Annotated in this window: 10 protein-coding genes and 1 pseudogene; 6 read left to right on the top strand and 5 right to left on the bottom strand. The window is 68.4% G+C overall.

Going from position 1 to position 13,689, the window contains the following annotated elements:
* Nucleotides 1-126 precede the first annotated feature (126 nt).
* The 6 genes from F0357_RS22985 (at nucleotide 127) to F0357_RS22960 (ending at nucleotide 7,577) form a co-directional block, all read left to right on the top strand.
* The gene (locus F0357_RS22985; protein WP_153490810.1) at nucleotides 127-2,217 is read left to right on the top strand and encodes a sensor histidine kinase; all 2,091 of its coding nucleotides are present in this window, start codon (nucleotides 127-129) and stop codon (nucleotides 2,215-2,217) included.
* Nucleotides 2,218-2,251: 34 nt separating this feature from the next.
* Nucleotides 2,252-2,935, top strand: coding sequence for a response regulator transcription factor (locus tag F0357_RS22980; protein ID WP_208948559.1), 684 nt, complete (start codon nucleotides 2,252-2,254; stop codon nucleotides 2,933-2,935).
* Nucleotides 2,936-3,060: 125 nt separating this feature from the next.
* A complete protein-coding gene (locus F0357_RS22975; RefSeq protein WP_153490806.1) occupies nucleotides 3,061-4,092 on the top strand; it encodes an AraC family transcriptional regulator in 1,032 nt (343 codons plus the stop codon).
* A 217-nt stretch (nucleotides 4,093-4,309) separates the two neighbouring features.
* The gene (locus tag F0357_RS22970) at nucleotides 4,310-5,227 is read left to right on the top strand and encodes a formylglycine-generating enzyme family protein (protein ID WP_153491587.1); all 918 of its coding nucleotides are present in this window, start codon (nucleotides 4,310-4,312) and stop codon (nucleotides 5,225-5,227) included.
* Between the two features lie 11 nt (nucleotides 5,228-5,238).
* Nucleotides 5,239-6,714: an arylsulfatase B gene (locus F0357_RS22965; RefSeq protein WP_312861792.1), complete on the top strand. Its 1,476-nt coding sequence runs from the start codon at nucleotides 5,239-5,241 to the stop codon at nucleotides 6,712-6,714.
* Nucleotides 6,714-7,577, top strand: a complete 864-nt coding sequence (locus F0357_RS22960) for a porin family protein (RefSeq protein WP_208948558.1) — start codon at nucleotides 6,714-6,716, stop codon at nucleotides 7,575-7,577. Before F0357_RS22965 ends, F0357_RS22960 begins: the two co-directional genes overlap by 1 nt.
* Before the next feature lie 46 nt (nucleotides 7,578-7,623).
* On the opposite strand, the gene F0357_RS22955 is transcribed toward F0357_RS22960, so the two are convergent.
* The 5 genes and pseudogenes from F0357_RS22955 to F0357_RS22935 form a co-directional block, all read right to left on the bottom strand.
* Complete coding sequence (locus F0357_RS22955; RefSeq protein ID WP_153490794.1) at nucleotides 7,624-8,028, bottom strand: carboxymuconolactone decarboxylase family protein; 405 nt, start codon at nucleotides 8,026-8,028, stop codon at nucleotides 7,624-7,626.
* A gap of 45 nt (nucleotides 8,029-8,073) precedes the next feature.
* Nucleotides 8,074-8,940 (bottom strand): branched-chain amino acid aminotransferase, encoded by an 867-nt coding sequence (locus tag F0357_RS22950; protein WP_153490791.1) that lies wholly within the window; start codon nucleotides 8,938-8,940, stop codon nucleotides 8,074-8,076.
* Nucleotides 8,941-8,978: 38 nt separating this feature from the next.
* A pseudogene (locus F0357_RS22945) lies at nucleotides 8,979-10,474 on the bottom strand (sugar ABC transporter ATP-binding protein).
* Nucleotides 10,471-11,556, bottom strand: coding sequence for a hypothetical protein (locus tag F0357_RS22940; RefSeq protein WP_153490789.1), 1,086 nt, complete (start codon nucleotides 11,554-11,556; stop codon nucleotides 10,471-10,473). The pseudogene F0357_RS22945 and the gene F0357_RS22940 overlap by 4 nt, the downstream one beginning before the upstream one ends.
* Nucleotides 11,556-13,679: an ABC transporter permease gene (locus F0357_RS22935; protein ID WP_153490785.1), complete on the bottom strand. Its 2,124-nt coding sequence runs from the start codon at nucleotides 13,677-13,679 to the stop codon at nucleotides 11,556-11,558. Before F0357_RS22935 ends, F0357_RS22940 begins: the two co-directional genes overlap by 1 nt.
* Between the last annotated feature and the right edge of the window lie 10 nt (nucleotides 13,680-13,689).

The raw sequence follows: 13,689 nt of genomic DNA, 5'->3' as shown, positions 1-13,689 counted from the left end.
GAGGGGCACAGGCGGGAAAAGTGCACGGGTGGGAGCACATTGCTCCTATGATCGGACATAACGACAAAGTCCGGGGGGCCTGTGAGCGAAACTGCGCCGGGTGCGCGATTGTCCTGCCGTCGTCGCATGGCGCGACGTGTGGAAGTCTGTGCGCGGCTTCGTCCCAGCCTCGCGGTGTTCGTCTCCGCCCTTTTCGTAAGCCTGATGGCCATCGGTCAGCTCGCGGCAGACCCATTGCCGCTGCACGATCGGGACCAGGTGGTGGCCGCGTCTGGACATATGGCGGCACTCTTCGATCCGACCGGAACGATGTCGCTTCCCGCCGTGATCGCCGCCGTGGATCAATTTCAGCCGGTCGCGGGCCCTTTCAACGGAGGTTACTCGCAGGGGGCCTGGTGGCTACGGCTCGCGGTGCGCCCGGAGGCGGGCGCGGGAGGCGCGTGGCTGCTTCAACTGGTATCTCCTTATACAGACTCCATCGAGATCTACGCGCCGCGTCTCAGCAAGACCGGTCGCGACGAACTAGCCCTGCAGAAGACCGGCGCACTCGTGCCGATCCCGCAGCGCGATTTTGCCTCTCATCTCTTCGTCGTCCGCACCGATCTGGAAGAGGGGCGTGATCAGGCCGTTTATGTCCGCCTTACCGGCAGTCGGCCGCTGACGGCCGCGCCCTATTTCTGGCGCTTGTCGCCGTTCATGGGACATTTGACCTTCGACGTCCTGCGTACGTCGTTCATCGTCGGGGCCGCCTTCATGACGGCGGCCGGTTCGCTCATCTTCGGGCTCTGGCTCCGGGTGCGTGGGTTCGTCTGGTACGGCATCTATCTGGGGTTCGCCGCCTGGGTGATCGCCGGCAATTCCGGCTTCATGACCTTGCTGCTGTCACCGCTGGAGCCGGCCTTCATCTTGCGGATGCAGACGGTCGTCGGGTGCCTCACGATCTTGACGGCGGCGATGTTGGTCCGCTCCATCTTCTGCGCGGACGGGCGGGCTCGGGTCGCGGCTTGGTTCCTGCAAGCGTCCGCGCTGCTCTCCTCCGTGTTCACGATCTACGCGGCGGCGGGCCTCTATCGCGTGATTGCGCCCTTTCAGAGTGTCAATCTGATCGCGGTCTGCGTCCTCATTCCGATCCTGGCGATCGCCAAGGTCCGGCGCGGCGAGCCGGCGGCGTGGTGGTATCTCGTCGGCTTCGGTGCCTACAGCCTGAGCGGCATCTGGTTCATGCTGATGGTGCTCGGCGTGCTGCCCTTGAGCACCGGCGGCGAGCGCGGCTATCAGGTCGTCAGCACGCTCACGATGGTCGCGATCTTCGTCGGCCTCGCGACGTCGCTCCGCGCCGGATTGCGGGAGCGTCGCAATCTGCAGGCGCAACTTCTCGAGGCGTCCCAACACAACGAGCAGGTCCTGACCCAAGCGGTGACCGAGCGCACCCGGGAGTTGCAGACCGAGGTGGAAGCCCGGCGCGCGGCGGAGGCCGCGCTGCGCGTCGCCATGAGCGAGCAGCGCCACTTCCTGACCATGGTGAGCCACGAGTTCCGCACCCCCCTCGGCGCCATTCGCGCGGCTGCGGCGGTGGTGCAGCGCCGGCTCGCGCCGCTCGACGAGGCGGCCCGGCGCGAGGCGGAGCGCATCGTGCGCACGGCGGCGCGTCTCGCTTATCTCGTCGATGCGTTCCTCGCCGAAGAGGTCCTCGACAAAAGCACGTTCCGCCCGCGCCGCGAGGCGGTCGACGTTACCGAGCTCGTCGGCGACGTCTGCCGCGAGATGGCCCAGCAGAGCGGGCGCGACATCGCGGTGACGGGGTCGGCGACAGGTCTCATGAAGGCCGATCCGGGGCTCCTCAGGACCGCGGTCGGCAATCTCGTCGGCAACGCCCTCAAATATTCGGAGCGGCCCGTGGCGGTCGAGATCGCAGAGCGTGCCGAGGGCATCGCGGTCGCGGTGCGGGATGAAGGTCCGGGCATCCCCGAGGCGGAACGCACCGCAATCTTCGAGCGTTTCTACCGCTCGGGACATGACAGAACTCAGGGCGGAACGGGAATCGGGCTCAGCATCGTGAAAAGAATCGTCTCCGTACACGGCGGAGCCTTGCAGCTCGACAGCGAAATCGGCCGCGGCAGCACCTTCACCATGGTCTTTCCGTGGTCAGCGCCGGGTGTCGTAGCGGCGCCGGACGTGGCGGCGTCTGCCGCGCGGCCGGCGGCGCTGGCCGGTTGAGACGGGCGGGGGCGACCGGGAAATGTCCGTCCGCGTGTTGTTGATCGAAGACGATTTGGATTTGCGCGAGGGGCTCGGCGCGTTCCTTTCCGGCTCGGGATTCGATGTCCGGGCGCTGGGCGATGCCCTCGACCTCGGCGCGGAGCTCGATGCCTTCGCCCCCGATGTCGTGGTGCTCGATCTCAATCTGCCCGGCCTCGACGGCTTCTCGGCGGCGCTCGCCGTGCGCGAGCGGCGGACGCTCGGCATCGTCGTGCTCACCGGACGCACGGCGAGGGAGGACCGGGTCCACAGCCTCTCCATCGGCGTCGACCACTACATCACCAAGCCCGCCGACCCCGAAGAGCTCGTGCTGGTGATTCGCAACCTGCACCGCCGCTTGCGCGCGGACGGTGCCGAGCCTGAGACGAGTGCCGAGGAGTGGCGGTTCGAGCGCTCTTTATGGCGCCTCACCGCTCCGGGGGGTGGCTCGGTCACCCTGTCCCGCACGGACTATCATGTGCTCGCTCCCTTGATCGAACGCCCGGGAACGCCGGTCTCGCGCACCGACCTTTTGGCGAACCGCGAACCGGGAACCACGATCGACGACGCCCGCGGGCTCGACCTCATCGTCTTCCGTCTGCGCCGCAAGGTGGAGCGCGAGACGGGGGAGCAGCTTCCGCTGCTCTCCGTCCGCGGCATCGGCTACGTCTTCGCCGGCAAGGCGCGCGTGCGCTGACGCGCGCTGCGGCCGGCACCACCCTTTCTCATCAAATTGCCGTTTGCGCTTGCGAGGGAGGGCTCTGATTATCCTCGGCGGGGCGGATCGTCGTCCCGCCGAGGGACGTCGGAGTTCGCCTCTTCATGTGGGATCGCCACCCGGTCCGCCTGTCGCTCTTGCATATGGTCCCCGGCGTCGCGGAGGACCGCGGTGTCGCGTTGACGCCGCTCCTCGCGCGCGCCGGGCTGTCGGACGGAGAGATGTTCGGACGCGAGGCCGTCGTGGCGCGGGCCCAGGTTTGCACGCTCCTCCACCATCTCGCTCACCGCAGCGGCGATCCGACCATCGGCCTCGATCTCGCCGCGGCCGCCGACCCCGTTCGCCTCCGAATGGCGGGGCAGGCCCTGTTCGCCGGCCGGACGCTGCGCGAGTGCCTCGCCGGCCTCACCCGTCAGATGCCCGACCTCCAGGGCGGCGTCACCGTCGAGGTCGATGAACGCGACGGAACCGCGCGCTGGCGTCACACCTTCTCCGACAGCGACCGCGAGCACGCGGCCGTCCTGAACGACGGTGTGACCGGTTTCATGGTCGGTGCCTTCGAAGCGATCACCGGGCTGGCGCGTCAGGATCTCAGGGTCGAGCTGCCCCATCGCGCCTCGGCGCCGGCCCGCCTCTACGAGGACAAGCTCGGGGCGCCCGTGACCTTCGGCCCGGGGGAGGGGATCGTGCTGTCGTTCGATGTGGCCTGGCTCGACCGGCCGAACCGGCTGATCCGCGGCGTGGCTCCGGATTTCTCGGAAGCGGTCGAGGCCTTGGTGCCGAATGCGGTCTGGCTCGACGACAGCGAATTGCCGGCGGTGATCGACCGGTTGTTCGAGAGCGCCGCCTTCAGCGGCACGCTCTCGCTGATCGATACCGCGCAGAGCCTCGGGGTTGCCCCGAGAACCTTGCAGCGGCGGCTCGCCGGGCTCGGCACGTCGTTCGAGGTGCAGCTTGATGCGTGGCGGCGAGCGCGGGCCCGAGCCTATCTGGGGGACGCCGGCCTTCAGGTCGCCACCATCGCCCGCGCCCTCGGCTATGGCGACCCCGCCCATTTCATCCGCGCCTTCCGCCGATGGGAGGGCCGGACGCCCCTCGCATTCCGCCGTGCCGTTCTCCGAGACGCGAGCGCCTGATGAATTCTGGCGCGAAATGGCAATTGAGCAGCCCTTCGCCGCTTCGCTAATCAGGGACTTGCGGATTCGGCCGTGAGGACTCGGCCCCGCAAAGATCGAGATCGCCCATCTGCCCTCCGTGGGCGTCGGCGCGGCCAAGCGGGGACGGACAGACGTGGTCGAGCATCATTCGCCGGCTCAGGAGATTGCGGCGTCGCCGCAGCCGACCGCGCCCGAGATGGTGTGGATCGCCGGCGGGCGGTTCCTGATGGGCTCGGACGCGCACTATCCGGAGGAGGCGCCGGCGCATCCGGTCGAGGTCGACGGCTTCTGGATCGACCGCACGCCCGTGACCAACCGCGACTTCGCCCGCTTCGTCGCCGCGACCGGATATGTCACCGTCGCCGAGCGCATCCCGAGCGCCGAGGACTATCCGGACGCCGACCCCGCATGGCTAGTCGCCGGCTCGCTGGTCTTCAGTACCCCGGCTACGGCGGGCGACCCGAACGATTGGACCCGCTGGTGGAGCTTCGTTCCCGGGGCCGATTGGCGTCATCCAGGCGGTCCGGGCAGCGATCTCGCCGGTCTCGACGACCACCCGGTCGTCCACGTCTGCCACGAGGACGCCGAGGCTTATGCCCGCTGGCGGGGCAAGGCGCTGCCGACCGAGGCCGAATGGGAGTTCGCGGCCCGCGGCGGGCTCGACGGGGCCGAGTTCGCCTGGGGCGACGAACTCGTGCCCGGCGGCGCTCATCGCGCCAACACCTGGCAGGGCGCGTTTCCGCACGAGAACCTCGCCCTCGACGGCTATGCCGGAACCTCGCCCGTCACCGCCTTCCCGCCGAACGGCTACGGCCTCCACGACATGATCGGCAATGTCTGGGAATGGACCGACGATTGGTACCGCGGCCGCCACCCGGCGCCCGCCGCGAAGGCCTGCTGCATGCCGCGTAATCCGCGGGGCGGCAGCGCCGAAGACAGCCGCGATTCGAGCGGCCCTGGCCTCGCGTTGCCGCGCAAGGTGCTGAAGGGCGGCTCGCATCTCTGTGCCCCGAACTATTGCCGGCGCTATCGCCCGGCCGCCCGCCAACCCCAGACCATCGATACCGGATCAGGGCACATCGGCTTCCGGTGTGTCCGCCGCCTGACCATCTGATGAGGCCTACCGTGAACCAATCTGAAGAGCCTGCCCCCGAGACTTCGGGCGGTCCGAGCCGCCGCGACGTCCTCGCCGGCGGCGCCGGTTTCATCGCCGCTGTGGCCGGCCTGTCGCTGCTCGCCCCCGGCGCGAGGGCGGCGGATGCCCCGCGGCCTCATATTCTCTACATCCTCGCCGACGATCTCGGGTTCGCCGACGTGGGCTTCCACGGGTCCGACATCAAGACGCCGAACCTCGATACCCTCGCGGTCGGCGGGGCGCGGCTCGGCCAGTTCTACACCCAGCCGCTTTGCACGCCGACCCGCGCGGCCCTCATGACCGGGCGCTATCCGCTGCGCTACGGCCTCCAGACGGGCGTGATCCCGTCGGGCGCGAGCTATGGTCTCGCCACCGACGAGTTTCTGCTGCCGCAGGCGCTGAAGAGCGTCGGCTACCGCACCGCGCTCGTCGGCAAGTGGCATCTCGGCCATGCCGACAAAGCCTATTGGCCGCGCCAGCGCGGTTTCGACAGCTTCTATGGCGCGCTTGTCGGCGAGATCGACCATTTCAAGCACGAGGCGCACGGCCAGACCGATTGGTACCGCGACAACACGCTGCTCAAGGAGGACGGCTACGACACCGAGCTGTTCGGCGCCGAGGCGGTGCGGCTGATCGGCGACCACGATCCGAAGACGCCGCTCTTCCTCTACCTCGCCTTCACCGCGCCCCATACGCCGTTCCAGGCGCCGCAATCCTATCTCGATCTCTATGCCCACATCGAGGACCCGTCCCGGCGCGCCTATGCGGCGATGATCACCGCGATGGACGACCAGATCGGCAAGGTCGTCGAGGCACTCAAAGCCCGCGGCATGCGCGACGACACCTTGATCGTGTTCCATTCCGACAATGGCGGCACGCGCAACAAGATGTTCGTCGGGGAAGGGGCCGTCGCGGGCGACCTGCCGGCGAGCAATGCGCCCTATCGGGACGGCAAGGGATCGCTCTACGAGGGCGGCGTACGGGTGGTCGCGCTTGCGAACTGGCCCGGCCGCATCGCGCCGGGCCAGGCCGATGGCGTCATGCACGTCGTCGACATGATGCCGACGCTTGCGCGGCTTGCCGGTGCCGACCTCGCCCGCTCCAAGCCGCTCGACGGCAAGGATGCCTGGCCCGCGCTCGCCGCAGCCGGGAGCGGCCGCGAGGAGGTCGTCTACAATGTCGAGCCGACCCAGGGCGCGGTCCGGCAGGGCAACTGGAAGCTCTATTGGCAGGTCGTGCTGCCGCCGAAGATCGAGCTGTTCGATCTCGAAAAGGACCCGTCGGAAACGACGGACCTCTCCGCCGCGCATCCGGAGAAGGTGACCGAGCTTCAGGAGCGGGTGATCGCGCTCGCCCGGGTCATGGCCCCGCCGCTGTTCTATGCGGCGGCCCTGAAGGCGACGCTGAGCGCACCGCTCGCGACGCCCGCCGCGGTTCTCTACGAAATGGGTCTGGAAGACGATTGATGGACACTCATCGCTCCTCTCGACGGGCGCGGCGTTCGCGGCCCGCCCTCCGCTGCGGCGCGGCTGTGCTGTTCGCGGTCGCCGGCGGTCTCGATCGGCCCGCCCGGGCGGCCGACCTCGTCGACATCCCCGCTCCGACGTCGCCGCCGGCCGCGGCACCCGCCGGGCCGGCGAAGGTGCCCGGCGGGCCCGTCTTCTACGGTACGTTCTATCTCTGGGGCGCCGGCCTCGAAGGCACCACCTCGACCCTGCCGCCGCTGCCGGCGACGGACGTCAATCTGAGCCTCGGCGACATCCTGAAGGATTTCGACGGCGGTCTGATGGGGGCGGCCGAGATGCGGCTCGGCAACTGGAGCGTGATCGGCGACGCCATGATCACGCAGATCTCGCCCGAGGGCACCCTGCCGGGACGCTTTCAGTCGGACGTCAAGCTGCGCTCGCGCAGCGTCACCCTTCAGGGCGACGTGCTCTACCGGCTCTATGCGTCGCAGCACATCGACGTCGATGCCGGTATCGGCCTGCGCTACTGGTATCTCGACAACCGGATGACCATCACGCCGGGCGTTCTCCCGAACGGCATCACCTTCAGCGAGACCGAGAATTGGGTCGATCCCGTCATCGCTGGTCGCGTGGTGACCCGGCTCGGCGGTCCGTGGAGCATCACCCTCGTGGGCGATCTCGGCGGCTTCGACGTCGGATCCCAGTTCACCTGGCAGGCGATCGGAACGCTGAATTATCAGGTCAACGACCAGCTCGCCTTGCGGGCTGGCTACCGCGCGCTCTCGGTCGACTACAAGAACGGCGACTTCGAATACGACGTCCGGATGCAGGGGCCGATCCTCGGCCTGACCTACCGGTTCTGACCTAATCGCGGCCGCTGCGCGCGAAGCGTGGCGGCCGCGAACGTCTTCACACCTCGAATTGCGGATCGACGGGGATCTGCATCTGGGTGACGAGGGAATTGGTCTGCGAGGCGAGGCCGACGATCGCCATCAGCTCGGCGTGCTGCGCCGGCGTCATCCCCTTCGCCCGCGCCGCCGCGGTGTGGGAATGGACGCAATAGGAGCAGCCGTTGGTCGCCGAGACGGCGATGTAGATGAGCTCGCGGGTGAGGGGATCGAGCGCCCCCTCGGTCGCCATGATGCCCTTCACCTGTTCCCAGGTCCGCTTCAGAAGGGCCGGGTCGTTGGCGAGGCCGCGCCAGATATTGTTGACGAAGTCGCTCTTCCGCGTCGCGCGGATGTCGTCGAACACCGCCTTGACCTCGGGAATGGCCTCGGCCTCCGCGTCGCTCAGCAGCGGAACGGTCGCCATGATGTCGTCTCCTTGCGTGGCATGTTCGGTGTTCGCGCGGCCGCCTCAGGCGAGAGCGCTCTGCGGGTCGGAATGGGCCCAGTCCCAATAGAGCGCGCGGGCGCGGCGGGCGACGCGGCCGAACGGCAGCATGCGGTCCTCGAAGCGGATCGCCGGCACAACCTTGGTGAGGTTGCCGGTCGAGAAGATCTCGTCCGCCTCCCGGAAATCGTCGACGGTGAGCACCGTCTCGTGGACGGTGAGACCGGCCGCGCGCAACAGCTTGATGATGCGCTGGCGGGTGATGCCGTTGAGGAACGTCCCGTTCGGGACCGGCGTGAACACCTCGTCGCCGCGTACCATGAAAATGTTCGACGTTGCGGTCTCGGCGACGTTGCCGAGCGCGTCGGTGACGAGCGTGTTCTGGAAGCCCTTGGCCTTGGCCTCCCGCAGCATGCGGGCGTTGTTGGCATAGAGGCAGGCTGCCTTAGCATCGACCGGCATGACGTCGTGGGTCGGGCGGCGGAAGCTCGTCGTCGTCATGGTGAAGCCGGTCGGCTCCACCATCGGGATTTCCTCGAGGCAGAGCGCGAAATCCGTCGAGGCGGCGAGCGGCGGCACCACGCCGGCGTCGCTCTCCTCGGCCCAATACATCGGGCGGATATAGACCGCGGCATCGGGGGCGAAATGAAGCAGCCCTTCGCGAGAGAAGCCGATGATCTCATCGGTCGAGAGCGTCGGCTCGAGGCCGAGGACGCGGGCCGAGGCGTTGACCCGGGCGGAATGGAGATCGAGATCGGGGGCCACGCCCTCGAAGGACCGCGCGCCGTCGAACACCACCGAACCGAGCCAGGTGCCGTGCGAGGCGGCGCCGAGAATGCGCACGTCGCCCTCGCGCCACGTGCCGCGATAGAAGGTCCAGATTGTCTTCATGATGCCCGTTCTTTCAAGATCCCACGCCGTGTCCGCTTTCAGTGGACCGAAGCGTACATGATCCGCTCCTCAGTCGCATCGTGCGGCGAGAACTCCTCGACGACGCGGCCCTGCCGGAACACCAGGATGCGATCCGACAGCTTCATGATCTCAGGGAGATAGGACGAGATTACGACGACCGCCAAGCCGTCGTCGGCGAGCTTTTCGATGAGGTGATGGATTTCGGTGATGGCCGCGACATCGACGCCGCGGGTCGGCTCGTCGAAGATGACGATGCGCGGCTTCTGGATCAGGCCCTTGCCGATGACGACCTTCTGCTGGTTGCCGCCGGAGAGTTCGATCACCCGGGCGTCGGGATCGATCGAGCGGATCGCGAGCGTCCGGCTCCACTGCGCGGCGTGCTCCGCCATCTCGCGGCGTGAGACGATCGGCGCGCGTTCGAGACCGGCGGCGAGGAGACCGGCATAGAGGTTCTCCGCGATCGACATCGTCTCGAAGAAGCCTTCGACCTTGCGGTCCTCGGTGACGTAGACGATGCCGTCCTTCACCGCAGGCCGTGGCGTGCCGTAGCGCACCGGGCGGCCGTCGAGCTCGATCTCGCCGCCACGCAGGAAATCGCGCTTGGCGACGCCTGCGACGATCTTCGCGGTCTCCGTGCGGCCCGAGCCGACGAGGCCGAAGATGCCGGTGATCTGTCCCTCGAAGATCGAGAACGAGGTGTTGCGCACCACCGCCCCATCGAGACGTCCTGGATCGAGAGCACCTTGGCGCCGGGCGGGCGGATCGCGGCGCGGCCTCCCTTCGCCCCGGAATCCTCCGCCATGGTGCGGCCGACCATCGCCCGGACGATGCGCTCGCGGTCGAAGGCGGAGGTGGCGTCGGTCACGACCTTCTCGCCGTCCCGCATCACGGTGATGCGGTCGGAGATCGCGAGCGCCTCCTCAAGCGCATGAGAGATGAAGACCACCGAGACGCCACGCTCCTTGAGGCGGCGGATCAGCGTGAAGAAGTGGCGCTTCTCCTCCGGCGTCAGTGCGGCCGTCGGCTCGTCGAAGATGATGATGCGGGCGTTGAGGCGAACCGCCCGGGCGATCTCCACCATCTGACGCTTGGCGGTGCCGAGGGTGGCCACGGTCGCGGTCGGATCGACGGTGAAGTTCAGGGATTGCAGGAACTGCTGGGCGGCGATCGCAACGCCGCGCAGGCGGTTCAGGAACTTCTCGTCGCCGAGATAGAGGTTCTGGGCGACCGTCATCGAGGGGACGAGGCTGGTCTCCTGGAACACCATGGCGATGCCGCGCTTCAGCGCGTCGGCCGGACCGGTGAAAGAGACCGGCGCGCCGCCGTAGATCATCGTACCGGCCGAGGGCTCGACGACGCCGGCCATCATCTTGGTGAGGGTGGACTTGCCGGCGCCGTTCTCGCCGAGGAGGGCGTGGACTTCGCCCTCGCGGAGATCGAAATCGACCGCCTTCACGGCGGGGTTGCCGCGATAGGACTTGGTGATCCCCTTCATCTCGAACAGGACGCTCATCGGGCGGTCTCCGTCTCCGGCGCGATCGCGACGAGGGCGTCGCCGCCCTTCGCGGCGGCGATCAGCCGGCCTTCGTGTTCGACGATCGCGGTGACGCCGTGGCGCGCGCCGTCGGCCCGGCTGTGCCAGCTCGCGACGGGGGCGAGCGCCGCATCGAGGCGGACCACGAGCCCGTAGGATCGGCTCGGCGCCCACGGCTTGTGGATGCCCATGGTGCGCACGCCTCCGCATTGCAGCGGCTCCAGGAAGGAGCGGCCGGACGAGAGCGCCGGCGCGATCCAGAAGTCCCGCTCGACGTCGCGGATCATGTCGGCGCGGTAGGCGTCTTCGGAGAGCACGAACTCGATCAGCCGGTTGCGCGGCGCGAACAAGGCGAGCCAAGCGCCGCCGCCGGCGGCCGGCGCGAGCCGTGCCGGATAGCCCGCGAGCTTGGAGAGCACCGGCTCGACGCGGCCCCGTCCGTCGGCAGCGAGGCGCACCAGGCGATGGCGCCAGCTCTCCGCCACGACGATCGAGCGATCCGCCTCGATCAGGAGGCCATGGGGGAAAGCGAGGTTCTCGCCGAGTGCGGTCGCGCTGCCGTCCTCGAGATCGAACCGCCAGACCGAGCCGGTCGCGTTCTTCTCCATCAGATCGACGACCCAATCGCTCGGCCGGTGGCGGGCCGAGCCTTGGGCGACCACGATCGTCGTCGCGTTCATCACGGCGATGGCGACCGGGCAGGCGAGGCGGCCCGGCCCGATCCCGGGCAGCGTGCGACCGTGGTGCGCGCCGCCGCGGAAGACGATGGCGCCGTCGTCGAGCCCGATCACCAGCCCGCCGTCCGCGAAGGCGGCGAGCGCCGTGACCGGATGGTCGAACACCGCGAGCTCTTCGAGGCAGGCGTCTGGCCGGAGGGCGAGGAGGCGCGGTCCGGACGAGAACACCAGCCGGCCGTCGGCGACCGCGAGATTGTCCGGCCGCTCCACGGCGGCGAGCAGGGGGGCGTCGTCAAGGGCGGTGTTCGGCTTCAGCGCGCCGTCGAGCGGCGGGATGGTGATGGCCTTGCCGCGGAACGGGTCGAGCAGTCGGTCGAGCCACATCAGCCGCGCCCTCCCCAATAGGACGACCAGCCGGTCCAGGTCGGGTCGGCGCCGGCGATCTTATAGCGGCCGATGCGGTTGTTCAGGATGCCGCCGATATAGAGGTAGCCCTTGTGCTCGCGCATCGAGGTGACCATCGGGTGCTTGCGGCCGGCGAGGTCGCCGAACGTCTCGACGATGCGGCCGCTCTCGTCGAATTTGACGACGCCGCCGGTGTTGATGTTGGGGAACAGCCACTCGTCCTGCGGCAGGCGGCGGGTCATGCGCTTGCGCGCGCCGGGATGGCGCAAAGCGAGGTCGAAGCTCGGCGTCCGCATGCCCAGCCACGCCATCCAATAGGTGCCGTCCGAGGCGCGGTTGATGTTGTCGGGATAACCCGGCATGTCGCGGATGACGCATTCGAGCGTGCCCGCCTTCGGCCCCTCGAACCAATAGCGATGGATGCGGCAGGCCCACGATTCCGCGAGAAACAGCGAGCGACCATCGTGGGCGATGCACACGCCGTTCGCGTAGCGCAGATTGTCGAGCACGGTCTTCGTCTTGCCGGTCCGCGGATCGTAAACGAGGAGGCGCCCGGTCGGCCGGCTCTCGATCGAATCGAGCGCCCAATCGTGGGCGTCGTAGCGCGTCGTGGAATCGGTGAACCAGACCCGGCCGTCGGGGGCGATGTCGCAATCGTTCGGATCGCGCAGCCGGGCATCGTCGACGACGGAGAACAGCGAGCGCCGCGTCTCGGTGGAGAGCTGGGTCACGGTGCGGTCCGGCGCGATCGAATAGAGGCCCATCGCGCCGACGCAGGACTTGATCGACCCGTCGCGATCGATCGCGAGCCCGAGCGGGAAGCCGCCGATGTGGGCGAACACCTCCGAGCGGGTATAATCCGGCGCGAAATAGCGGACGATCTCGCCATGCCGGGTGCCCGCATAGAGATTGTCGTCTTCGTCGAGAACGACGTCTTCCGGTCCCTCGACCTCGGCGAGGCCGATCGCATCGGCCGCTTCCAGCCGGTCGTTCAAGGCGAAGGGCGTGCCGGAACTCGGCATCGCCGACAGCGTCTCGCCCATGCGATGGTGGATCGGCGCGACATAGACCTCGGCGAGCACCTTGTGGCGGTTCTTCAGCCAGCGCACGTCGAGCACGACGGCGAGACCGAGCATCAGACCGAGCACCATCTGGTTGGTGCCGGTGCCGAAGCCGAGGCGGATCAGCCCGTTCGTCATGACGAGGACGGCGACGGCGCCCATCAGGCCCTTGGCGATGGAGCCGCGTCCGCCGCCGAGGCTGTTGCCGCCGACAACGGCGGCGGTGAGCGCCATCAGTTCGAGGCCCGCGCCGGTGCCGGGGCCTGCGCCGGACAGGCGGGCGGCGAACAGAAATCCGGCGACGCCGCAGGAAAAGCCGGAGATGACGTAGGTCAGGAAGACGGTCCGCTTGACCGGGATGCCGACATTGTAGGCCGAGCGCCGGGAGCCGCCGACGGCGGCGATGTGCCAGCCGGGCCGCGAGCGGCTGATGGCGATATGGGCGAGCGCGGCGAAGATGATGGCGACGAGCGCGCTGACCGGCAGCCCGTAGACGGAGCCGGCGCCGATCCAATCGAAGGTCAGGTCGTCGGCCGCCGACATCTGGATCGGCTTGCCGAAGGCAATGATGAGGATGTCGTAGAGCGAGCGGCCGATGATCAGGGTGACGAGGGTCGTCAGGAACGCCCGGAGCCGCAGATAGCCGACTAGGAAGCCGTTGACGGCGCCGCAGGCGAGGCCCGTCGCGAGCGCGGCGGCGAGCGCCAGCCAGACGTTTCCGTCGCCGACATAGATGACGAGCACCGACGACAGCACGCTGAGGGCGAAGATCGAGCCGACCGAAAGATCGATGCCGCCGCCGAGGATGACGACCGTCAGGCCCACGACGACGATGAGGAATTCGCCGAGCTGACGCGCCGAGCCGAGCAGGCTCGCCGGCGTGAAAAAGCCGGGGATCGCCCACCCGAACACGCCGACGATGACGACGAGGAAGGTGAACGGCACCAAATTGTCCGTCCACCTCTTGGTCAGGATCTCGCCGACCAGGTGGTCCGGGACATAATTGTAGCGCAGGCGGGCGAACGTCTCGGAGAGGCTCATCGGCGGCTTT

The sequence above is a fragment of the Segnochrobactrum spirostomi genome (assembly GCF_009600605.1).
GTDB lineage: Bacteria > Pseudomonadota > Alphaproteobacteria > Rhizobiales > Segnochrobactraceae > Segnochrobactrum > Segnochrobactrum spirostomi.
The sequence above is the reverse complement of the archived record's forward strand: the minus strand, read 5'-3'. Positions and strand labels throughout refer to the sequence as shown.

What these genes read in the sequence shown, in the direction of transcription:
- F0357_RS22940 (WP_153490789.1), bottom strand. Translation starts at nt 11,556, where the DNA reads ATGTGGCTCGACCGACTGCTCGACCCGTTCCGCGGCAAGGCCATCACC.
- F0357_RS22955 (WP_153490794.1), bottom strand. Translation starts at nt 8,028, where the DNA reads ATGGCGACCGTTCCGCTGCTGAGCGACGCGGAGGCCGAGGCCATTCCC.
- F0357_RS22950 (WP_153490791.1), bottom strand. Translation starts at nt 8,940, where the DNA reads ATGAAGACAATCTGGACCTTCTATCGCGGCACGTGGCGCGAGGGCGAC.
- F0357_RS22975 (WP_153490806.1), top strand. Translation starts at nt 3,061, where the DNA reads ATGTGGGATCGCCACCCGGTCCGCCTGTCGCTCTTGCATATGGTCCCC.
- F0357_RS22970 (WP_153491587.1), top strand. Translation starts at nt 4,310, where the DNA reads ATGGTGTGGATCGCCGGCGGGCGGTTCCTGATGGGCTCGGACGCGCAC.
- F0357_RS22985 (WP_153490810.1), top strand. Translation starts at nt 127, where the DNA reads ATGGCGCGACGTGTGGAAGTCTGTGCGCGGCTTCGTCCCAGCCTCGCG.
- F0357_RS22960 (WP_208948558.1), top strand. Translation starts at nt 6,714, where the DNA reads ATGGACACTCATCGCTCCTCTCGACGGGCGCGGCGTTCGCGGCCCGCC.
- F0357_RS22935 (WP_153490785.1), bottom strand. Translation starts at nt 13,679, where the DNA reads ATGAGCCTCTCCGAGACGTTCGCCCGCCTGCGCTACAATTATGTCCCG.